Genomic DNA, 23,811 nt, shown 5'->3' on the forward strand with positions numbered 1-23,811 from the left:
GACGGAGACGGCGTAGGGGCTTCCCGGAGGGGAGCCCGTCCCGGCCTCCGGTTTTTTGTGTTGGGAGATTATTTTTTTACTGGGAGTTTTTTTACACAGGGGATGTGGTATAGTAGAGGGAGAAAAGGAGGGGATGGAAGTAGACTGATAATAGTAGTAAAAATTGTCGTAAAAATACAATAAATATGATAATATAAAAGAGTGATGAATAAACTGAAAGGGGTAATGACATGACAATCCGGGCTGTATGGGATTTACCGGCAAAAGCAAATCGGAAAAATCCGGACGAATGGCTCCCTTTATGGATGCATTTACGGGATACAGCCGCTGTGATGGATTATCTGATTTCCGTATGGCTGCCTGATTCAGTGAAAAAGGCTATAAATCCTGCAGGAAACGAAGAGCAGCTTTGGAAAATGGCTGTGCTTCTGGGTGCCCTTCATGATTTGGGAAAGGCGACCCCCGCATTTTGCAGTATGATCCTGCAAAATATAGAAGGAATAGAGAATCAATTGGAGGAAGAGGGCCTTCCGATTTCAGGATATAAAGTATTCACCAGCCGAAAAGCATCCCCGCATCCAATAGCTGGGGAAGCCGTATTGCTGGCAAGAGATTTTCCTTTATGTTTTGCTGCCATGGTTGGTGCCCACCATGGAAAACCCCATGCCAAAGAGGGAAAAGGATGGGAAAAGAAGCAGCTTTCACCTTATTCCATCCATCATATCAATTATTATGACCGGTCGGAACTGGATATGGCTGAACAGTGGAAAGAAATGCGCAGCCGGTTCATAGAACAGGGATTCCAGATGGCAGGCATTTCTTCTCCACAGGACATTCCTGAAATCTCCATGCCGGCCCAGGTTCTGCTGACAGGTCTATTGATCATGGCTGACTGGATTGCCAGTAACGAAATCTACTTTCCCCTGATTTCCGTTGATAAGTGTGGGGAAGAAATCGATTATGCCGAACGAATTGAAAATGGCCTTTCGCAGCTGGAGTTGCCACCGCCCTGGAATTCACAATGTTACAGCCTCTCTGATCAAACTTTTGCCGAACACTTTGGTTTTCTCCCCAATTCTGTCCAGAAAGCAGTCATTGAAGCCGTGGAACAGGCCAGAAATCCGGGGATCTTTGTACTGGAAGCGCAGATGGGAGTTGGGAAGACTGAAGCTGCGCTGGCCGCAGCCGATTTGCTGGCCAGCCGAAAGGGCAGCGGTGGACTGTTTTTCGGGCTGCCAACCCAGGCAACCTCCAATGGTATTTTCCCCCGGATTGCAGATTGGGCTGCTGAAGAAGCCCAGGCAGAGACGGCCAGTTTGGGAATACGGCTTGCTCATGGCGCCGCAGAAATGAATGACGACTACAGATCCATTTTCCATGGAACAGCATCTACGGATGAAGATGGAGAGCCGCTGTTGGTCCATCCCTGGTTTGAAGGGAGAAAACAGGCACTGTTGACTGATTTTGTGATTGGGACTGTAGACCAGCTGCTCCTGGCTGCCCTGAAGCAAAAACATGTGATGCTGCGGCATCTGGGCCTGGCAGGAAAAGTGGTCATCGTAGATGAATGTCATGCGTATGATGCATATATGAATCAGTTCCTGGGACGGGCAATGGCCTGGTTGGGCGCCTATCAGGTACCTGTTGTCCTGTTGTCCGCCACCCTGCCTTATGCCAGGAGGACTGCTTTGATACAGGCGTATCAGGGAATTGTCAATGCGGACAGCGGAGCCGGGGAGCCCTGGATGACCAGCAAAGAATACCCCTTGTTGACATGGACTGACGGAAATCAGGTCAAACAGAAAAAGATTCCTGTGGAAGGAACTTCGAAAGAGGTTCGGTTGCAGCGGATTTCCGATGCAGACATTCCGGATATCCTGAAACACCGGCTGGGCGCAGGGGGATGTGCGGGTATCATTGTGAATACGGTAAAGAGAGCCCAACAATTGGCGTTACATTTGAAAGATTCGCTTCCAGAGGATGAAATCATCCTCTTTCATGCTGGATTCATCCTGGGGCAAAAGACCGCTTTGGAAAAGGAAATACTGAAACGGATCGGGAAAAAATCTGGCGAAAACCGAAACAACCTGGTGGTCGTTGGAACCCAGGTTATGGAGCAGTCTCTGGATATAGATCTTGATTTGCTGCTTACGGACCTCTGTCCCATGGATCTGCTGTTCCAAAGAATCGGACGGTTGCATCGGCATGCCAGAAAACGGCCGGATGGCTTGAAGCAGGCAACCTGTATGATTCTGGGTGCCAAAGAAGACGAAGAACTGGATGAGGGAGCAAAAGCGGTTTATGAGGAATATCTGCTTTTGCGGACAAAAGAACTTTTGCCGGACAGATTCATCCTGCCGGATGATATTTCTCCCTATGTGCAGGACGTGTATGATGAGTCCTACAGCATCGCTCCTGAAAAAGAAAAGGAGGCGAAGGTAAAATATGACCAGCATATGGCTGACGAAAAAAATGCTGCAAAAACAAACTGTGTGCCTCTTCCCAGGAAAACAGCAAGATTCAAGGCAAGAAACACGTTGGAAGGCTGGCTGGACAACACGCCAGCCATGAATGAAATCCAGGCAGAAGCCAGTGTGCGCAATGGCCCGGACAGCATTGAAGTGATCCTTTTGGAAAAAGATCTGACAGCAAATGCACTGAAGGATGTCTGGCCAGGAAATCAGCGGTTTGCTTGGGATGAACCGTTGAACAATGCTGATGCCCTGCGTGTCTACCAGCAGAAAATACGGCTGCCTGCACGGTTTGGCCAGCCTTGGATAGTACAGAAAGTCATTCAGGAACTGGAGAAACAGACTAAACAATGGGTTCCTCAATGGCTGAAGAATCCCTATCTTTCCGGAGAGTTGTTTTTGGTTTTGGAAGAAAATGGCAAAGGGAAACTTGCCGGGTATGAGATTTCCTATGATCCGCTGTTGGGACTCATCTATGAAAAGGAGAGTGGAGAATGAACGAACGAGAATTCAATCTTGTGGATGAACCCTGGATTTGTGTGCTGCGTAAAGATCTGCAGGTTGATACCTTGTCTTTGAGGGACGTATTCCTCCATGGACAGGATTATCTTGACCTGGGAGGTGAGAATCAGCCCCAGAATTTTGCCGTACTCCGCCTGCTGATTGCTCTGGCATATACCATTTTTTCCCGGGTGGATGAAAATGGAAAAGCCATGGATATTGCGGAAATCACTGATCCGGATGAAGCGGCAGATGAAATCCTGCGGCGTTGGGGAGCCTTATGGGAAAATGGACGGTTTCCCCAGGAGCCTGTTTTGCAGTATCTGGAGCAGTACCATGACTGCTTCTGGCTTTTTGATCCGGAAAGACCTTTTGGTCAGGCTCCCGGCGCCGTTCAGGGAACCCAGTATGGTGCTTCCAAACTGATTGGTGATATTTCAGAAAGCAGCAATAAGATCCGGCTCTTTTCCAATCGTGCCGGGGAAGAGAAAAACACCCTTTCCTATCCGGAAGCCGCCCGGTGGCTCCTGTTTGTCAATGCCTTTGATGATACGTCAGCCAAACCCAAACAAAAGGGATTGCCTTCACCAGGCGCTGGCTGGGTGGGGAAACTGGGAATGATCCAGAGTGTGGGAAAGAACCTGTTTGAAACCATACTCCTGAATCTGACTTTTTTAAAAGACGGAGAAGAATTATGGGGCGAAAAGGCCAATCCCAACTGGGAACATCTGCCTAAAGAGGACGAACGGACAGAGATCTCTGTTCCGGATAATTTGGCCAGCTTGCTTACCCTACAATCCAGGAGGTTGTTGCTGGAACGGGAAAATGGAAGAGTAACAGGATATCATCTGCTGGGTGGTGACTTTTTCAGTAATAATGGTAAAGATGGCGCTTTCAATGAACAGATGACTGTATGGAATGAGCCTAAAGATCTGAAAAAGCAGTTTTTCCATCCTCAGAGAATTTCACCTGGAAGGCAAATGTGGCGTGATTTTGGCAATTATTTTGTAAACCAGTCATCGGAAGAAACCCATCAGAACAGGCATGTTCCTGGAATCATCAGTTGGCTGCGGTCTTTGCAGGAACTGGATTTGCTTCCTTCTGCAGAAACTATCCGTTTTCGGATTGTTGCCATGCAGTATGGTGATAAGGACTTTTTCATTAATGATTTCAGCAGCGATACACTGACTTTGTATCCGGAACTTCTTTCTGAACAAGAGATAGGAGTCCAGGAAACCATTGAACAACAGATTGCCAAGTGTGATGAAGCCGCCCGGGCTGTCAATCACCTGTTTTATAATATTTTTTTGGCAGAGGGGGGAGATCCGGAGAAAAAAAGCAGGAAAGGGGAGTCGCTTTTTTATCGGGCTGTTGATGAACCTTTCAGAAAGTGGCTGCTCCAGTTCCGGGGAGATTTGCTGAAAGATCCCAAGAAGTTGGAAAATGCATACCGGGACTGGGAGCAACAGGCAAAAGCCATTGCAAACCAAATCGGGAATGCGGAAGAACAGCGGGCCGGTGTGGCTGCTTTTTCGGGGCGTATCCTTGAAGACAAAAAAAGGAATACCCGGGAATTTTATTCGGTGCCCCGGGCAGACATGTGGTTTAAACTGGAATTGGCCAAAATTTATCCGAAAGAGGGTGATGCCAAGTGAGCAGACTGGATGAAGTGAAAAAGTATGTGATGCTGAAAATCGGGTATCTGCAAAAAGTCAGCGACAAAGGGAATGGGAAAGCTGAATTGGCGTTGTTGAGGAAGGGCGTAGGAAAATACCCTGGAGAGATTCCTTTGCTCTATGGCAGCTTTTTAAACCAACTGCCGGAAGAACTGCAGGGAAAAGGGAAAACTGCCAGCCGGGGCGAGTGGGCGGTCTATGCTGCACTTACTTTATATGCGCTGCATCAGCAGGGACAAAGCCAATCCATGCAGAAAAAGGGAGCCTCCCTGGGAAAAGCGCTTCGAGGACTGGTTCCCAAAGGAGATCAGGACGCGGAGAACCGGATCCTGAGGAGATTCAACCAGATGGCAACAGCCACTGATATGGAAGAGCTGACATATCATCTGCGGGGAATCGTTGAGCTGCTGCGAAGTAAGGGAATTCCGCTGGACTACATTGATTTGGCAGGAGATCTGTACTTGTATCAGGCAGTGGAAAATCAGAACCAGGTCAGATTGAAATGGGGCCGTGGTTTTTATGCTTTTGACAATCAACAGGAAACCGTGAAGGAGGAAAATCATGAATAAGAATTTGTATGTGGATATCCATGTTCTGCAGAATGTACCGCCCAGCTGTGTAAACCGGGATGATACCGGAAGCCCTAAAATGGCAGTTTACGGGGGAACTCCACGGGCCAGAGTTTCTTCCCAGGCGTGGAAACGGGTAATCCGGGAGGATTTCAAAAGACTTTTTCCGGAAGGGGAACTGGGGAAAAGAACAAAGCACATTGTTGAACTGGTGAAAAATGCTGTATTGCAGGAAAGAACCGATTTGTCTCCAGAGAAAGCAGAAAAATTGGCCATTACGGCCTTGACCAATGCCGGCCTTAAGATCAAGGATGCGGAAAAAGGAACGGATGCCCTGTTTTTCATCAGTGCAAGCCAAGTCCAGGCGCTGGCCAGACTGGTTATCGACGATGAAAAAGACAAAAAAGCCTATAAAGAAGCGTTAAAAGAAAATCCTTCTGTGGATATGATCATGTTCGGGCGAATGGCCGCCAGCGATCCGTCTTTAAATTATGATGCAACGGTACAGGTGGCCCACAGCATTTCTACCCACATTGTCCATAATGAATATGATTATTTTACGGCTGTTGATGATTGCTCCCGGGATGACAATGCAGGAGCTGGTCATTTGGGAACTGTAGAATTCAATTCTGCCGTTTTGTACCGGTATGCCACTGTGAATGTGCGGGAACTGGCAAATTTCACCGGCGAAAAGGCAGCCAGGGCAACCCGGAATTTTGTGGAATCGTTTGTATATACGATGCCTACCGGGAAGGAAAACACATTTGCCAACCGTACCCTGCCCAGCGATATCTATATCACCCTGCGGCGGGATCAGCCCGTCAATTTATGCGGTGCTTTTGAAAAAGCGGTACCGGCTGGAACGGAAGGGTATATCGATGCATCGGAAAAAGCTTTTGCAAAGTACACCAAAGACCTTTACCGCCAGTATGGAAATGCCCCTGTCCTTTCTTTTGGCTCCGGGAAATCCATGGAATTACTGAATGAGGAGGGCTTGGATGTTCCGGCATATTCGGTACCTGATCTTCTGGATGCTCTGGAAAACGCTCTGGCAAAACAATTGGAGGATGAAAAATGAGTACGCTGCTGTTGCGGCTTGCTGCCCCGCTGCAGGCGTGGGGTGATGATTCCAGGTTCAGCATCAGGAGGTCTTATTCCATTCCCACAAAGAGCGGCGTAATCGGGCTGCTGGCTTCTGCTTTGGGCAGAAAAAGAAATGAAGAAAATCAGGACTTGTGTGCGCTCCATATGGGAGTGCGTGTGGACCAGCCGGGAGAATCTCTTGAAGATTTCCAGATGGTCCACGGAACCAAACAGGCGGACCTTACCAGAAGGTTTTATCTCAGTGATGCAGTGTTCCTTGTTGGCTTGGAACATCCTGATCAAGCTTTTTTGGAAAAAATCCAACTGGCTTTGGAAAACCCTGTATATCCGCTTTTTCTGGGGCGGCGGTCCTGCCCTCCCAGTTTTCCCCTGGTACTTGGCATCCGTCAAACCGGATTGAAGGAAACGCTTCTGAAGGAACCCTGGCTGTCTGCAGAATGGAGACAAAAACGACTGGATCATCATCTGCGCCTGATTTTAGACGATGACGGGGAACCTGCATCTATCCGGCATCGTTTGAAGGACGAACCGGTATCATTCAATTCGGCTTACCGCAGGTATCGGTATCGGTATGTGAAAGAAGCGGGCTATGTGGACAAAGGAGATATCCGGGCTACGGATCATGATGCTTTTGGAGAACTGGGGGGTGATGGAAAGTGAACCTGGCAGATAACCCCATATACATGACGAGGATGCAGCTGGATCTTTCCAAACGGAAAACCATGCAGGCTTTGGCCAACCCAAATCTTTTCCATGGTGCGTTGGAACAGTCTTTCCCTGTCAGGAAACAGAAAAAGCTGTGGAGAGTGGATCCGCTTCGTGGGAAAACGTATTTGCTGATCGTCAGTCGGGAAGAACCTGATCTTACCAGCGCTGCGGAGCAGTTTGGATTCCCGGAAGCAAAGGAAAAATGGGAGACCCGCTGCTATAATCCGCTGCTGGAGCAGCTGGATGCCGGCAGCCAATGGCATTTTCGCCTGGTTGCCTATCCTACCCACAGTGTAATGGAAAAGAAAGATGTTCCGGGACAAAGGGGAAAAGTATATCCCCATGTTACGCCCCGGTATCAGAAAAAATGGCTGCTGGACCGGGCGGAAAAACATGGATTTGAACTTTCAGAAGAAGCGTTCCAGGTTGTAGAAGATCATTCTTTCTTCTTTCGGAAGAGCAGTGATCAGGGACGCCGGGTTTCTCTTTTGGCGGTTACTTTTGAAGGAGTCCTGAAGGTAGTGAATCCTGATCTGTTCAGGGAGACTCTGATTGAAGGCATCGGAAGAGGGAAAGCCTATGGCATGGGCTTGCTGACTGTTGCAGGGCGTCTCAGATGACGGAAAAGATCCCCGGTATCAAACAGCCGGAATTGAACGCCTTGCCCCAAGTCGGGGACCGGATGACCTTTATCTATCTGGAACACTGCACTATCAGCCGGAAAGACAGTGCGATTACCGCTGCACGCAAGGAGGGAATCATCCATATCCCTGCGGCTGCTGTATCCGTACTGATTTTAGGCCCGGGAACGGATGTATCTCACCGGGCCATGGAGCTGATAGGGGATGCCGGAGTTACCGTTATCTGGACCGGAGAACATGGCGTGCGGTATTATGCCAGCGGACAGTCTTTGACTCACAGATCCGGACTTTTGATGGAACAGGCCAGGAGGGTCAATAACCAACGACTTCATTTGGAAGTAGTCCGTAAAATGTATCAGCTTAGGTTCCCGGATGAAGATGTGTCCAAATTGACACTGCAGCAGCTGCGGGGACGGGAAGGCAGCCGGATCCGCAATGTTTACCGGCAATCTTCCAAAAAATGGAATGTTCCATGGAACGGCAGGGACTATGATCCCCAGAATTTCGAAGCCGGGGATCCAGTGAACAAAGCTCTTTCCATGGGACATGCCTGCCTTTACGGGTTGGCCCATGCCGTCATAGCGGCGCTGGGGTGTTCTCCAGGCCTTGGCTTTGTACATGTGGGACATGACTGTTCTTTTGTTTATGATATTGCCGATCTGTACAAAGCGGAGATAACCATTCCCATTGCTTTTGAGGAAGCGGCGAAAAACCCGGATGATCTGGAACGCTCAGTCCGTCATCATGTGCGGGATGCAATGGTGAAGTCTCATATCCTGGAAAGAATGGTCCATGATATCCAGTGTCTGTTAAAAGATGATGGAGCTCCCAACAGTGAATTGGTCAATGCTGTTTATCTATGGGACAATAAACTGGGAACTGTGGAAAATGGAAAGCAGTATCATGAGGGAACAGGTGACCGTTCATGATTGTAGTTACGGTTACCAATTGCCCTCCCAGTTTGCGGGGAGATTTGACGAAATGGCTTTTTGAAATCAACACGGGAGTCTATGTGGGCCGTGTTTCGGCCAGAGTCAGGGAAGAGTTGTGGAAGCGGATCTGCAACCATGTGAAAGATGGACAGGCTACAATGGTATTTAATGCTGCCAATGAACAGGGCATGGATTTTTACACCTGGCATTCAGCCTGGGAGCCTGTTGATCTGGATGGAATCAAGCTGATGCTCCATCCTCTTTTGGGGAATCAGTCTGCAAATGTGGATGATTCCGGAACGAAGAGCAATGCTGAGATACACCTTATGGCAAGGAAAAGAGCACTGAAGCAAAATCAGTTTGACGCAATGAGGAATTATACTGTCATAGATCTGGAGACGACAGGTCTGAATCCGCTGGAAAACCGGATCATGGAGTTTGGTGCAGTACAGGTACGGAATGGCAGGGTAACAGAAACCTATTCGCAACTTATCCGTATTACAGAGCCGTTGTCCCAGGAAATTGAAAAACTGACAGGAATTACTGTGGAACTTCTGGAAAAAGAGGGAGTGTCGGAAAAAGATGGGCTGGACGCTTTTTTGGAATTTATTGGAGAGGACCAGCTGCTGCTTTATAATGCATCCTTTGATATGAATTTCCTTATACAGGCCTGCTTGAGATATGGATATCCAACGCCGGAAAATCACTGTATGGATGTGCTTCCTTTGGCCAAGAAGAAAATCCGGCTTATGCCCAATTACAAATTGTCCACTGTTGCCAATCATTTGGGATTGGAGAAACAGGAACATCGGGCATTGGCAGATTGCCTGTTGACAAAGGCTGTGTTTGTGAAGTTAAATGAAAAGGGATCGTGATGCCTTCAAGAATGGCGTTTTTTCGGGCTTTTTTTAGTGTGGACCCCGCGCATGCGGGGATGATCCTACTGTGTCTAATTTACAAATCATTCCTGACGAGTGGACCCCGCGCATGCGGGGATGATCCTGTGGAACCCGGTGGCCAACGTGCTGTTCGAGAGTGGACCCCGCGCATGCGGGGATGATCCTCGTATGAGCGTGCGTAGCATTAATTTGGTAGGGTGGACCCCGCGCATGCGGGGATGATCCTTCAGCCATTGTCTCACTCCTTTTCTGATTAATGTGGACCCCGCGCATGCGGGGATGATCCTATGATTTCACGGACTGGGAAGCCGACGTAATGGTGGACCCCGCGCATGCGGGGATGATCCTCTGCTCCTCATATGGGTGACCTTGCGAGCGAAGTGGACCCCGCGCATGCGGGGATGATCCTAGGGATGACCAGAAGCATCACGCAGCCAATAAGTGGACCCCGCGCATGCGGGGATGATCCCCACCACCCCCACCGGAGGAAGAGGATGAGTAGGTGGACCCCGCGCATGCGGGGATGATCCTAGACAGTGTAAAGAGCACTACAAGTCGTATCAGTGGACCCCGCGCATGCGGGGATGATCCTATGGTGACAAATTCCTCGAAGAACTGGAGATTGTGGACCCCGCGCATGCGGGGATGATCCTACCCTTTTTTTATTTCAACTGTATATCTTTTGGTGGACCCCGCGCATGCGGGGATGATCCTGGATAAAAGGTAGAGTTCCCCCCGGGTTGAACGTGGACCCCGCGCATGCGGGGATGATCCTGAATGTACAAGAAAGTTTTGAACAACTGCATCGTGGACCCCGCGCATGCGGGGATGATCCTATTGATTTACCTTTAAAAGACTAGGAGGAATGGTGGACCCCGCGCATGCGGGGATGATCCTTTTTCCTTCATTATATAGCAAAAAACAGATAGGTGGACCCCGCGCATGCGGGGATGATCCTACTTGAGATTGCAACCATTCACACGATACACAGTGGACCCCGCGCATGCGGGGATGATCCCTGTGTTAGCGGTAATTGAACTGTAAAAGGAGGGTGGACCCCGCGCATGCGGGGATGATCCTTACCATTTCGCAAGTTGCTTCTTATGAGGTGGGTGGACCCCGCGCATGCGGGGATGATCCTCATTTTTCTAGGCGTGTCCATATGCTTCACCAGTGGACCCCGCGCATGCGGGGATGATCCTTCCTCCTCGTTCGCTAAGATATAGCCTACAGGGTGGACCCCGCGCATGCGGGGATGATCCCTATCTTCGGGGAAAAGATAGTCCAGAGCTTGGGTGGACCCCGCGCATGCGGGGATGATCCCAGGACAGCATCCCCGGTATACCCGTCCCAGCTGTGGACCCCGCGCATGCGGGGATGATCCTGAAATAATGAGTGTTTTCCAGATTTTAAAAAAGTGGACCCCGCGCATGCGGGGATGATCCTGTCTTGCCCTTGCCTAACGTGGAGCGCCTTCCGTGGACCCCGCGCATGCGGGGATGATCCTACATGGCGGTAATCATCGACCCCATCTACAAGGTGGACCCCGCGCATGCGGGGATGATCCTTGTCTTTCAACAAAAATATCACTCCCAGTGTGGTGGACCCCGCGCATGCGGGGATGATCCTGAACAGGCAACGGAAGAAATGAAACCGCTTCCGTGGACCCCGCGCATGCGGGGATGATCCCAGAAAACCGAAAAAACCGTATTGAACAAATCCGTGGACCCCGCGCATGCGGGGATGATCCTCAAGCAGTCGGTCCACACTGTCCAGGAATTCGGTGGACCCCGCGCATGCGGGGATGATCCTGGTCAATGGCTGTTTCCAATTTGCGCCAGTCTGTGGACCCCGCGCATGCGGGGATGATCCTAAACCCAGACTATGATGTCCCCAGTTGGATACGTGGACCCCGCGCATGCGGGGATGATCCTACGGCATCAGGATCAGTGTCACAATCAGCGGTGTGGACCCCGCGCATGCGGGGATGATCCTCGATAAATTTCATTTTGTTTCCTCCTCTGCTTGTGGACCCCGCGCATGCGGGGATGATCCCCTCACAGCCGCCCCACAGGTCCCCCTTGCCCTGTGGACCCCGCGCATGCGGGGATGATCCTGGGTATAACGTCCGGGCCGTTAGTATTCTCAAGTGGACCCCGCGCATGCGGGGATGATCCTAACGGATTTCGCCATCATTCTACGTTCAGCCAGTGGACCCCGCGCATGCGGGGATGATCCCCAATCCTTCATTCAACGCCAGCAGAGACAGTTGTGGACCCCGCGCATGCGGGGATGATCCCTAAAGAAGCTAGGACTTAACAAAAATCAAATAGTGGACCCCGCGCATGCGGGGATGATCCCAACGTCCATAAGCGGGGCACCGCCCTGGTGGCGTGGACCCCGCGCATGCGGGGATGATCCTCTGGCGCTGGCGGATATGATAGAGTGCCGGGAGTGGACCCCGCGCATGCGGGGATGATCCTGATCCCTATCCCCAAGGTGACCCCGCCTGATAGTGGACCCCGCGCATGCGGGGATGATCCCTTACGGCAGGCTGGAGCAAGACAAGCCCAGCTGTGGACCCCGCGCATGCGGGGATGAACCTTCACCACACCCCCATCCGCACCCTAAGGACATGTGGACCCCGCGTATGCGGGGATGAACCTAGTTCCGCTTGCCACCTGCTCGGTCCAGTCTGGTGGACCCCGCGTATGCGGGGATGAACCCTGGGTAATGAACGGTACAGAACCCCAGATTACGTGGACCCCGCGTATGCGGGGATGAACCTCTGTACAGACGCGGCAAAAGCATCACCAGACCGTGGACCCCGCGTATGCGGGGATGAACCCATTACGGCAGCCAATGCCAGATTAGACAAAAAGTGGACCCCGCGTATGCGGGGATGAACCCCGCGGCCAGGTCCTGCACACCGGCTCCAAAAAGTGGACCCCGCGTATGCGGGGATGAACCCGCCGGACTGCTGCTTGATGCGATGGATGAAATGTGGACCCCGCGCATGCGGGGATGAACCTGCGACACAGGAAATAGATTACACTACAAGCCCGTAGACCCCGCGCATGCGGGGATGATCCTTACGTTGGTGTATGCTTCCGGTGCGTTGTAATGTGGACCCCGCGCATGCGGGGATGATCCTATAGACAAGAAAGGGAGATACAAAGAAAACTCGTGTACCCCGCGTATGCGGGGATGAACAGCTGGTACTTTAAAGAGCAATCGGGAACTATTTTATACATTTTGGAATTGCAGGTTTAATCAATATCAGTTTATAGGGTGTGAAAAGTGATTGAGTGGTTAGGTGGCTAAGTGGTTATGAAACCAGGTTACTTCTTGAAGTCGGGTTAAAAACGCCAATCTCAGTCGGATTAAAACAACTAGGAGGCCGGGAAGGGTGTGCCTGCGGCGCACCCCTACAGCGTTGAGGTCGGATGTTGTTTGTTCGACCGATTGGAGGAGGTTGTCGTTGGACCGGAGAATGCAGGCGGCCTGTGTGGGCCACACCCTGCAATTACGTTGACCAGGCGGAGAATATCGTTGTTGTCATTAGTCCGACGGAGACGGCGTAGGGGCTTCCCGGCCTCCGTTTTTTATGTTCAAAGGCAGATGCCCGGCATCTGGCATCCTTTGGCGTAAGACGGGAGACGTTGAGCGTGAGGCGGTGCTTACAAATGCGGGCGGCCGGGCCTGCCGCCCCTACGGAAACGGAGAGGAAGGGACAAGGGGGACATCTGCATCTGTATTGTTGTTTATGGACAATGCTATTATAATATGAATGTAAAGACAATTATCAAACCTCAAAAACTGCGATTTTTGAGGTTAACCTATTTTCTGACCGCAAATTTTAGGGATTTTGAGGTGTACGATATACACCTGGCGGAAAACATCGTTGTTATTCGTGGACCCCGCGCATGCGGGGATGATCCCAGGGCCATGCCTGCCCACATGCCCATGACAAAGTGGACCCCGCGCATGCGGGGATGAACAGCTGGTACTTCAAAGAATAATCGGGAACGATTTATATACATTTTGGAATTACGGGTTTAATCAATACCAGTTTATAGGGAGTGAAAAGTGATTGAGTGGTTAGGTGGCTAAGTGGCTATGAAACCAGGTTGCTTCTTAGAGCCGGGATAAAATCGCCAATCTCAGTCGGATAAAAAACAACCAGGAGGCCGGGAAGGGTGTGCCTGCGGCGCACCCCTACGGCGTTGGGATCGGATGTTGTTTGTTCGACCGATTGGAGGAGGTTGTCGTTGACCAGGCGGAGAATATCGTTGTTATCATCAGTCCGACGGAGACGGTGTAGGGGCTTCCCGGAGGGGAGCCCTTCCCGGCCTCCGTTTTTTTGTGTTCAAAGGCAGATGCCCGGCATCTGGCATCCTTTGGCGTGAGACGGGAGACGTTGAGCGTGAGGAGGTGCTTACAAATGCGGGCGGCCGGGCCTGCCGCCCCTACGGGAACGGAGAGAAAGGGACAAGGGAGACATCTGCGTCTGTATTGTTGTTTATGGACGATGCCATTATAATATGAATGTAAAGATAGTTATCAAGCCTTAAAAATTGCAATTTTTGAGGTTAACCTATTTTCTGACCGCAAATTTTGGAGATTTTGAGGTGTACGATATACACATGGAGGAAAACATCGTTGTTATCCGTGTACCCCGCGTATGCGGGGATGAACGGCTGGTACTTCAAAGAGTAATCGGGAACTATTTATATATATTTTGGAATTGCAGGTTTAATCAATATCAGTTTATAGGGTGTGAAAAGTGATTGAATGGTTAGGTGGCTAAGTGGTTATGAAACCAGGTTACTTCTTGAAGTCGGGTTAAAATCGCCAATCTCAGTCGGATTAAAACAGCCAGGAGGCCGGGAAGGGTGTGCCTGCGGCGCACCCCTACCGCGTTGGGATCGGATGTTGTTTGTTCGACCGATTGGAGGAGGTTGTCGTTGATTAGGCGGAGAATATCGTTGTTGTCATCAGTCCGGCGGAGACGGCATTTTTCAATCGGATGGACGGGGTCCAGGGGGGGAACGGACGGCTCTGGCGGCATTTTTGTCGGTGGCAAAGGCGTGAGACTGAAAAGCGGCTGGCTGCTTTTCACCGTCCTACTGGCATATATTATGGTAGAATAATGGTATGGACGAAGTGGTATGTGAGTGTTTATCCTGAAATGGGGGCATTGATCATGAAAAAGAGTGGGAAATTTCTGACTTGGATTGTGTTGGCGGGTTTGCTGGCTTTGCCTTTGGGGATGGGGGAGGCCAGCGTGGAGAAGCATGTGGCGGACGAGGCCAATTACAAGATGAGCTACCCCATTGTGTATGTGGACCGCAATCAGGAGGCCCAGGACCGGATCAATTCGGATATCTACCAATATATAGCCGGGTTCCGGGATGATTATGCGGCCGGAAAATTCACCCGGGGGAGGTTTTCTTACCAGGTGCAGTATGAGGACGGGACGCTGCTTTCTCTCACGCTGGCGGATTTCCGGTACAGCCAGGGGGCGGCCCATGGGTACACCAATACCCGGGGGCTGACTTACAGCAAGGTGACAGGGTAGAAGCTGCCTCTTCCTTATTTTGTCCGGATCAGTACGGCGGACAAGAGCCTGATCCTGTCCCAGCCCATTTACAACAGCCGAAATGAGCCGGTGCCGCTGAGCAAGACCTTTGCCAATGATTCTTTCATGTGGGACAAGCTGAAGATCAGCGACAATTATTTCCTGGAGGGCGGAGGAAAAATCGCCCTGATCTACCGGCCCTATGAACTGGGGTGCTACGCCCTGGGGACCCTGCGGGTGGAACTGTCGCCCAAGGTCATTGCTTACTTGAACCGGAAAAACTGACGTCTGACTTTTGACAGGCCCGGAGGGGCCGGGTGTGATTTTTCTCCCGCCTTGACTTTTCTTTTCCCCCGTGCTACACTAGAAAAAACTTCAAAGAATCACCTTTTAACCTAGTCCTGTGAGACTAAGAAAGGGACTTTTATCCAGAAGCAGTTATTAGAAGCCTTCTTGTCTTAGGACGAGAAGGCTTATTTTTTCAACCTGCAGTTTATTATAGGAGGCTACAACATGACAAAGGCGGCAGTCAGCCTGTCCGGACGGGATATCCTGGATCTTTCCTCCCTGTCCGTGGAAGAGTACGATCTGATCATGCGAACGGCGGCGGAGATGAAGAAGGTCATGAAACGGGACATCAAGAAGCTCCCGTCTCTCCGGGGCAAATCCATTGTGAACCTGTTCTATGAAAACAGCACCCGTACCCGCAGCTCTTTCGAGCTGGCCGGGAAGTATCTGGGGGCGGACGTAATCAACCTGAGCACCGGCACTTCCAGTGTGAAAAAAGGGGAATGCCTGAAGGACACCATCCTGACCATGCAGTCCATGGCCTGTGATGCCATTGTCATGCGTCACCCGGTGGAAGGGGCAGCCAAGTACGCAGCGGACATTGCAGCCCCCATTGTGATCAACGCCGGGGACGGGGCCCATGCCCATCCCACCCAGGGTCTCCTGGACATGTTCACCATCCTGGAACATGGGAAACAGTTCAAGGGCCTGAAAATGGCCATTATCGGGGATATCCTTTACAGCCGGGTGGCCCGGAGCAACATTGCGGCCTGGACCAAGCTGGGAGCGGATGTCCATGTGGCCGGTCCCATGACCCTGATTCCTCACGACATCCAGGAACTGGGGGTCACGGTGCACAAACGGGTGGAAGACGCCATTGAAGGGGCGGATGTGGTGGATGTGCTGCGGATCCAGCTGGAACGCCAGGACAAGGCCATGTTCCCCACTCCCCGGGAATACGCCCGGATTTACGGGGTCAACGAAGAACGGATGAAACTGGCCAAACCGGACTGTCTGGTGATGCATCCCGGTCCCATGAACCGGGGGTTGGAAATCTCCTGGGATACGGGCTACAGTGACCAGGCTGTGATCCGGGAACAGGTGACCAACGGGGTCGCGGTGCGGATGGCCGTGTTATTCTTGACGATTATGGGAGGAAAGCCAGTTGAAAACGCTAATTAAGAACGGACGGATCGTAGATCCCAGCCAGCAGCTGGACCAGGTGATGGACCTTCTGGTGGAAGACGGGAAAATCGCGGAAGCGGCACCTCACATTGATGCAGCGGCGAACGAAGTGTTCGACGCTACGGGCCTGGTGGTGGCTCCCGGGTTCATCGACCTGCACACCCATCTCCGGGAACCGGGGCTGGAAGCCAAGGAAGATCTGGTCACCGGCACTATGGCAGCGGCTCACGGGGGCATCACCCGGGTGGCCTGCATGCCCAACACCAAACCGGTGATCGACAGCTCCATTGTGGTCAGCGGCATCCAGGAACGGGCCCAAAAGGAAGGGTACGTCCATGTGGAAGTGATCGGGGCCATTACCAAAGGGGAAAAAGGCAAGGAACTGTCTGAAATGGGGGACATGGCCCAGCACGGGGTCATGGGCTTCTCTGATGACGGCCACTATGTGTCCAGTGCCTATGTAATGAACCTGGCAGCCCAGTATGTGAGCGCTTTTGACAAGCCCCTGATCTGCCACGACATCGACGAAGAGATGAACCACGAAGGGTTCATGCACGAAGGGGCCGTTTCCGCCCGTCTGGGTGTGCCCGGCATCCCTTCCATCGCCGAAGACATCTGTGTGGCCCGGGATGCGGCCATTGCGGAATACACCGGGGCCCACATCCACATTGCCCACATTGCCAGCAAGGGGGCTGTGGACATTGTCCGGAAGGCCAAGGCCCGAGGGGTGAACATCACCTGCGAAGTGACGGTCCACCACCTGACCCTTACCGATGAAGCCTGCGCCGGTTACAATACGGCCACCCGGGTTTCTCCTCCTCTCCGGAGCCGGGATCATGTGGAAGCCATGCGGGCGGGGTTGAAGGACGGCACCATCGATGCCATCGTAACGGACCATGCTCCTCATGCGCCGGAAGAAAAAGATGTGGAATTCCGGTATGCTCCCAACGGGTTCTGCGGCCTGGAGACTTCCGTAGGGGTGATCCTGACGGAGCTGTACCATACGGGAGAATTCTCCATCAATGAAATCGTCAACAAAATGAGCACCAGCCCGGCCCGGATCATGAATCTGGACGCCGGCAGCCTGAAGGTAGGCCGGAATGCGGACATCACCATCCTGGATCTGGACCGGGAATGGACGGTGGACAGTGAAAAATTCTATACCCGGGGCAAGGTGACTCCTTTCAACGGAAAACACTGCAAAGGCATGGCAGTGGCGACCATGGTCGATGGCCGGTTTGTGATGAAAGACGGTGTAGTATGCAAAAAGTAAAAGGCAAGTTGGTATTGAAAGACGGAAGCGTCTATGAAGGAACTTTGTACAGCACCCATAAGGCAGTGGGGGAAGTGGTGTTCACCACCGGCATGTCCGGGTATCAGGAAACCCTGACGGACCCCTCTTTCTGCGGGCAGATCGTCATCTTCACCTATCCCCTGATCGGGAACTACGGCTGCAACGACCTGTTCTGCCAGAGTGACGGCTGCTGCTACAAGGGGCTGATCGTCAGCGAACTGTGTGACGAACCCTCCAGCTGGCGGGATGAAGGCACGGTGCTGGAATTCCTGGAAAAGAACGATATCCCGGTGCTGGCCGGTGTGGATACCCGGGCGCTGACCCGGCGGATCCGGTCCTACGGGACCCTTCAGGGGGTGCTGGTGCCGGCAGATACTCCGGACGACGAAGTCCAGGCTCTTTTGGCCACTCCCGAAGAACATGACCAGGTGGCCCAGGTAACCACCAAAAAGGTGTACACCATGGGACCGGACGACGCCAAATATTCCGTAGCCGTCATGGACTACGGGGTGAAGCGGCACATCCTGGAATGCCTGGTGGAAAAAGGCTGCAAACTGACCGTATTCCCGGCGGAAACTCCGGCGGAAGAGGTACTGGCCATGGATCCGGACGGGATTTTCCTGAGCAACGGCCCTGGGGATCCGGCGGATCTGACGGTGGAAATCGACAACATCAAAAAGATGATCGGCAAGAAACCCATTTTCGGCATCTGCATGGGGCATCAGGTCATGGCGCTGGCCAACGGGGCCAAGACCAAGAAAATGCTTTTCGGCCACCGGGGCATCAACCAGCCGGTCCGGGATCTGGTGGACCACAAGATCTGCATCACCTCCCAGAACCATGGGTTCATGGTGGATGAGGATTCCCTGAAGGGACTGCCGGTGGAAGTGATCAACCGGTCCCTGAACGACAACACCATCGAAGGCCTGCGCTATCTGAACCATCCCACCTTCACAGTGCAGTACCATCCGGAAGCATCCCCCGGTCCCAGCGGCAACGCTTATCTGTTCGACCGGTTTATCAAAATGATGGGAGGGCACTGATATGCCAAAAAAAGAGAATGTAAAGAAAGTCATGGTCATCGGTTCCGGCCCGATCATCATCGGTCAGGCTGCTGAATTCGACTATTCCGGCACCCAGGCCTGCCGGGCCCTGAAGGAAGAAGGGCTGGAAGTGGTGCTGGTGAACTCCAACCCGGCCACTATCATGACCGATGTGCACATTGCAGATCGGGTGTATGTGGAACCCCTGGATGTGGAATTCCTGGAAGCCATCATCGCCAAGGAACGGCCGGATTCCCTGCTGGCCACCCTGGGGGGCCAGATCGGCCTGAACCTGGCCATTGAACTGGACAAAAAAGGCATTCTGAAGAAATACAATGTGCAGCTCCTGGGCACCCAGATCTCCAGCATCATGAAGGCGGAAGACCGGGAACTGTTCAAAGAAACCATGGAGAAACTCCACCAGCCCATTCCCCAGAGCACCATTGTGGAAAGCGTGGATGCGGCCAAGGAATTTGCCAAGAAGGTGGGCTTCCCTCTGATCGTGCGGCCGGCCTACACCCTGGGGGGCACCGGGGGCGGCATTGCCCACAACATGGATCAGCTGGATGACATTACCACCAAAGGGCTCATGTACTCCCTGATCGGTCAGGCCCTGATCGAACGGTCCGTAGCCGGCTGGAAGGAAATCGAATATGAAGTGGTCCGGGACCATGAAGACAACTGCATCACCGTCTGCAACATGGAAAACATCGACCCGGTGGGGGTCCATACCGGGGACTCCATCGTGGTGGCTCCCTGCCAGACCCTGACTGACCGGGAAGTCCAGATGCTCCGGACCGCCGCCATCGACATCGTCCGGGAACTGGGGGTGGAAGGGGCCTGCAACGTGCAGTATGCCCTGAATCCGGACAGTGAAGAATACATCGTCATCGAAGTGAACCCCCGGGTAAGCCGGTCTTCTGCCCTGGCTTCCAAGGCAACAGGCTATCCCATTGCCAAAGTGGCCGCCAAGATCGCTGCCGGGTATACCCTGGACGAAATCGAAAACGCGGTAACCAAGAAAACCTCCGCCTGCTTCGAACCCACCCTGGACTACTGTGTCATCAAGATCCCCCGCTGGCCCTTTGACAAGTTCGTCAATGCGGACCACACCCTGGGGACCCAGATGAAGGCCACCGGGGAAGTGATGGCCATCGAACGGAATATCGAAGCCGGTCTGCTGAAGGCGGTCCGCTGCCTGGAAATCGGCCTGACTCATATGGACATGCCGGAACTCCACAAGCTGACGGACCAGGAAGTCTTTGAAAAGGTCCGGAAAGTGGACGACGAACGGCTCTTTACCATCGCCGAAGCCTTCCGGAGAGGGATGACCGTGGACCAGGCCCATGCCATCACCAAGATCGACGAATTCTTCCTGCGGAAGATCCGCCACATTGTGGAACTGGAAGTGCGTTTGAAGAGCGAAGAACTGACGCCGGAACTTCTCCGGGAAGTGAAGAAACGGGGCTTTGCCGATGTGACCATCGGGAAACTGGTAGGGAAGACCGGTCTGGAAATCCGTGCCATCCGGAAGGAATGGGGCATTACCCCTGTTTACAAGATGGTGGATACCTGCGCCGCGGAATTCGACGCGGAAACTCCGTACTACTACTCCACCTACGGGGTGGAAGACGAAGTGGAAGACACCCCCAACAAGAAGGTGCTGGTACTGGGCTCCGGTCCCATCCGGATCGGCCAGGGGGTGGAATTCGACTACTGCTCCGTCCACTCTGTATGGGCTCTGAAGGATCTGGGCTACGAAACCATCATTGTAAACAACAACCCTGAAACCGTATCCACGGACTTCGATACCGCTGACCGGCTGTATTTCGAACCCTTGACCCTGGAAGACGTGCTGAATGTGATCGACCGGGAAAAACCGGAAGGGGTCATTGTCCAGTTCGGGGGCCAGACCGCCATCAACCTGGCCGGTCCGCTCCATGACTGCGGGGTGAAGATCCTGGGGTCTTCCGTAGACAGCATCGACCGGGCAGAAGACCGGGAACGGTTCGACGAACTGCTGACCAGTGTGGGGATTCCCCGTCCGAAAGGCCACACGGTGTTTGACATCGACGGGGCTCTGCGGGCTGCCAACGATGTGGGCTACCCTGTAATGGTACGTCCTTCCTATGTATTGGGCGGCCGGGCCATGGAAATCGTCTACAACGACGACGAACTGAAATACTACATGAACAACGCCGTAAAGGCTTCCCACGAACACCCGGTGCTGGTGGACCACTACCTGATGGGTACGGAAGTGGAAGTGGATGCCATCTGCGACGGCAAGGACGTGTTGATGCCCGGGATCATGGAACACATCGAACGGGCCGGGGTCCATTCCGGGGACTCCATTGCGGTGTACCCGCCCCGGACCCTCAGCGAGCACGTAATCGAACAGATCATCGACTACACCACCAAACTGGCCCTGGGCCTGGAAGTCCATGGGATGATCAACATCCAGTACATTGTCCGGGATGACAAGCTGTATGTGATCGAAGTAAACCCCCGGTCCAGCCGGACAGTGCCTTTCCTGAGCAAGGTGACGGGCATCTCCATGGTGGATGTAGCCACCAAATGCGCCATGGGCGTATCCATCCGGGAACAGGGCCTGGAACCGGGCCTGAAGCTCTTCCCGGACTACTATGCGGTGAAAGCGCCGGTGTTCTCCTTCAACAAGATGACCGACGTGGACATCACCCTGGGGCCGGAAATGAAATCCACCGGGGAAGTCATGTGCATCGATGCCCAGTTCCCCAGAGCCCTGTACAAAGCCTGCATTGCCGCCGGCACCCACATCCCCAAGAGCGGTGCCATCCTGATCACCGTAGCGGACCAGGACAAGGAAGAAGTGGTGCCCATTGCGGAAGGGTTTGAAAACCTGGGCTATGAACTGGTGGCTACCGCCGGTACCGCCAAGTTCCTGGAAGGAAAAGGCATCCATGTGGGCCGGGTGGAAAAGGCCAGCGCCGGTACCCCCAACCTGCTGGATGACATCAAGGAAGGCCGGATCTGCATGGTGATCAATACTTTGACCCACGGTTCCGACGCTACCCGGGACGGCTTCAAGATCCGCCGGTCCACGGTGGAACACGCCATTCCCTGCCTGACCAGCCTGGATACCGCCCGGGCCCTGTACAAGGCCATGGGTGCCATGCGCCGGCGGAACGTGGTAAGCGTGGTGGCTCTCCAGGATCTGAAGACGGAGTAAGCCATGGCAGTATATATGGAAGGAACCATTGTCCGGCAGGAGAAACTTTCCGGGGACATCCGGCTCATGGAAATCCGCTGTCCGGAAGTGGCGGCAGCGGCCCAGCCGGGACAGTTTGTGACGGTACGGGTGAACAAGCTCCATCAGCCCCTGCTCCGGCGGCCCTTCGGGGTGGCCGGGGTGGACCGGGCGGCCGGGACTTTTTCCCTGATGTACCGGATCGTGGGAGAAACCACGGAACTTATGGATGCCATGGAGGCCGGGGACCCCATCAGTGTGGTGGGGCCCCTGGGCCACGGGTTCCATCTGGGGGCCAAACGGGGTCTCCTGGTGGGCGGCGGCATGGGCCTGGCCCCTCTCCACTTTTTGGCCCAGGCGGACCCGGATCACAAAATGGAAGTGATCGTAGGGGGCCGGACCAAAGCGGAAGTGTTCTGGGCGGACCTGTTCAAGGACAAAACCGCCAAACAGTATGAAACCACCGATGACGGATCCTACGGGGTGAAGGGCACGGTGAACGCGGTGCTGCCCGGGCTTCTGGCCACGGGACAGTATGACTGCGTGTACGTGTGCGGCCCCAGCCCCATGATGAAGGCTGTGGTGGAAGTGGTGGACCAGTACGGGGTGCCCTGCCAGGTATCCCTGGAAAAATACATGGGCTGCGGCCTGGGTGCCTGTCTGTCCTGCTCCTGCGAAGGAAAAGGCGGCAAGCGGATGAAGATCTGCAAGGACGGCCCGGTGTTCTGGAGCCAGGAGGTGGTGGAATGGTGAAGCCTTATGAAGATCCCCGGATGCAGGTGAACCTGGCGGGGGTGATCATGAAGACACCGGTGACCACTGCTTCCGGCACTTTCGGGTTCGGTCTGGAATTTACGGATTTTCTCAACCTGGACCATATCGGCGCCATTACCGTAAAGGGGACCACCCTGAAGCCCCGGCCCGGAAACAAGGGCCAGCGGCTGGTGGAAACCCCGGCGGGAGTGCTGAACTGTGTGGGGCTGGAAAACCCAGGAGTGGAATACTTTTTGAAGGAAACCCTGCCCCATCTCCGGCAGGTAACCAATACCCCGGTGATCGTGAACATCGACGGGGACAGTGCGGAAGACTACGGCACCCTGGCGGAATTGCTGGATGTGGACGGAGTGGACGCCATCGAGCTGAACATTTCCTGTCCCAACGTGGCCCAGGGAGGCCTGGCTTTCGGTACCGACTGCCATGCGGCAGGAGAAGTGGTGCAGGCGGCCAAGTCCCATACCCATAAGCCGGTGATCACCAAGCTGTCTCCCAATGTGACGGACATTACGGAAATTGCCCGGGCGGTGGAAGCCGCCGGCACCGACGCCATTTCCCTCATTAATACATTGGTGGGGATGAAGATCGACATCCAGAAGAAGCGGCCGGTGCTGGGAAACATCGTGGGAGGCCTTTCGGGCCCGGCGGTGCACCCGGTGGCCGTGCGCATGGTGTACCAGGTGGCCCAGGCAGTGAAGGTGCCTCTTATCGGCATGGGGGGTATCAGCTGCTGGCAGGATGCGGTGGAATTCATCCTGGCTGGGGCCACGGCAGTGGCTGTGGGCACCTGCAGCTTTACGGATCCCAGCCTGGCGGAAACCATCAGCCAGGGGATCCAGGATTATCTGGACGCCAGCGGGGCGGCTTCTCTGGAGGAACTCCGGGGACAGGCCCTGCCGGGACGGAACTGAGGAGTGGA

16 protein-coding genes and 1 CRISPR repeat array are annotated in these 23,811 nt (G+C 53.5%); all 16 genes read left to right on the top strand.

Annotated elements, in window-relative coordinates:
• Window positions 1-230: 230 nt before the first annotated feature.
• Window positions 231-2,969 carry a CRISPR-associated helicase Cas3' gene (gene cas3 / locus ACTQY1_RS05900; RefSeq protein ID WP_441373923.1) on the top strand — a complete coding sequence of 913 codons (2,739 nt, stop codon included), beginning with the start codon at window positions 231-233 and terminating at the stop codon, window positions 2,967-2,969.
• On the top strand, window positions 2,966-4,627 hold the full coding sequence (casA, locus tag ACTQY1_RS05905; RefSeq protein WP_441369167.1) for a type I-E CRISPR-associated protein Cse1/CasA: 1,662 nt from the start codon (window positions 2,966-2,968) through the stop codon (window positions 4,625-4,627). The genes cas3 and casA overlap by 4 nt, the downstream gene beginning before the upstream one ends.
• Window positions 4,624-5,217, top strand: coding sequence for a type I-E CRISPR-associated protein Cse2/CasB (gene casB / locus ACTQY1_RS05910; protein ID WP_279126113.1), 594 nt, complete (start codon window positions 4,624-4,626; stop codon window positions 5,215-5,217). The genes casA and casB overlap by 4 nt, the downstream gene beginning before the upstream one ends.
• Window positions 5,210-6,295: a type I-E CRISPR-associated protein Cas7/Cse4/CasC gene (gene cas7e, locus ACTQY1_RS05915; protein WP_302575735.1), complete on the top strand. Its 1,086-nt coding sequence runs from the start codon at window positions 5,210-5,212 to the stop codon at window positions 6,293-6,295. Before casB ends, cas7e begins: the two co-directional genes overlap by 8 nt.
• Window positions 6,292-6,981 carry a type I-E CRISPR-associated protein Cas5/CasD gene (gene cas5e, locus ACTQY1_RS05920; protein ID WP_441369168.1) on the top strand — a complete coding sequence of 230 codons (690 nt, stop codon included), beginning with the start codon at window positions 6,292-6,294 and terminating at the stop codon, window positions 6,979-6,981. The genes cas7e and cas5e overlap by 4 nt, the downstream gene beginning before the upstream one ends.
• Window positions 6,978-7,649: a type I-E CRISPR-associated protein Cas6/Cse3/CasE gene (cas6e, locus tag ACTQY1_RS05925; protein ID WP_441369169.1), complete on the top strand. Its 672-nt coding sequence runs from the start codon at window positions 6,978-6,980 to the stop codon at window positions 7,647-7,649. The genes cas5e and cas6e overlap by 4 nt, the downstream gene beginning before the upstream one ends.
• Window positions 7,646-8,599, top strand: coding sequence for a type I-E CRISPR-associated endonuclease Cas1e (gene cas1e, locus ACTQY1_RS05930; protein ID WP_441373924.1), 954 nt, complete (start codon window positions 7,646-7,648; stop codon window positions 8,597-8,599). Before cas6e ends, cas1e begins: the two co-directional genes overlap by 4 nt.
• On the top strand, window positions 8,596-9,477 hold the full coding sequence (gene cas2e, locus ACTQY1_RS05935) for a type I-E CRISPR-associated endoribonuclease Cas2e (RefSeq protein WP_302575741.1): 882 nt from the start codon (window positions 8,596-8,598) through the stop codon (window positions 9,475-9,477). Before cas1e ends, cas2e begins: the two co-directional genes overlap by 4 nt.
• Window positions 9,478-9,515: 38 nt before the next feature.
• Window positions 9,516-12,717: a CRISPR direct-repeat array (repeat unit 29 nt; unit sequence GTGGACCCCGCGCATGCGGGGATGATCCT).
• 2,071 nt (window positions 12,718-14,788) lie between these two features.
• Entirely contained in the window at window positions 14,789-15,082 is a 294-nt protein-coding gene (locus ACTQY1_RS05940; RefSeq protein ID WP_441369171.1) for a PdaC/SigV domain-containing protein, read from the top strand.
• Between the two features lie 90 nt (window positions 15,083-15,172).
• Window positions 15,173-15,367, top strand: a complete 195-nt coding sequence (locus tag ACTQY1_RS05945; protein WP_441369172.1) for a DUF3298 domain-containing protein — start codon at window positions 15,173-15,175, stop codon at window positions 15,365-15,367.
• Between the two features lie 228 nt (window positions 15,368-15,595).
• Complete coding sequence (locus tag ACTQY1_RS05950) at window positions 15,596-16,552, top strand: aspartate carbamoyltransferase catalytic subunit (protein WP_075580585.1); 957 nt, start codon at window positions 15,596-15,598, stop codon at window positions 16,550-16,552.
• On the top strand, window positions 16,536-17,828 hold the full coding sequence (locus ACTQY1_RS05955) for a dihydroorotase (RefSeq protein ID WP_154487294.1): 1,293 nt from the start codon (window positions 16,536-16,538) through the stop codon (window positions 17,826-17,828). The genes ACTQY1_RS05950 and ACTQY1_RS05955 overlap by 17 nt, the downstream gene beginning before the upstream one ends.
• Window positions 17,816-18,892, top strand: a complete 1,077-nt coding sequence (gene carA / locus ACTQY1_RS05960) for a glutamine-hydrolyzing carbamoyl-phosphate synthase small subunit (RefSeq protein WP_154487292.1) — start codon at window positions 17,816-17,818, stop codon at window positions 18,890-18,892. Before ACTQY1_RS05955 ends, carA begins: the two co-directional genes overlap by 13 nt.
• 1 nt (window position 18,893) lies before the next feature.
• Entirely contained in the window at window positions 18,894-22,100 is a 3,207-nt protein-coding gene (gene carB / locus ACTQY1_RS05965) for a carbamoyl-phosphate synthase large subunit (protein ID WP_022486615.1), read from the top strand.
• 3 nt (window positions 22,101-22,103) lie between these two features.
• On the top strand, window positions 22,104-22,871 hold the full coding sequence (locus ACTQY1_RS05970) for a dihydroorotate dehydrogenase electron transfer subunit (RefSeq protein ID WP_022486614.1): 768 nt from the start codon (window positions 22,104-22,106) through the stop codon (window positions 22,869-22,871).
• Window positions 22,865-23,803, top strand: coding sequence for a dihydroorotate dehydrogenase (locus tag ACTQY1_RS05975; RefSeq protein ID WP_022486613.1), 939 nt, complete (start codon window positions 22,865-22,867; stop codon window positions 23,801-23,803). Before ACTQY1_RS05970 ends, ACTQY1_RS05975 begins: the two co-directional genes overlap by 7 nt.
• Window positions 23,804-23,811: the final 8 nt, after the last annotated feature.

Source organism: Acidaminococcus sp. HCP3S3_G9_1, assembly GCF_052122455.1.
Classification (GTDB): domain Bacteria; phylum Bacillota; class Negativicutes; order Acidaminococcales; family Acidaminococcaceae; genus Acidaminococcus.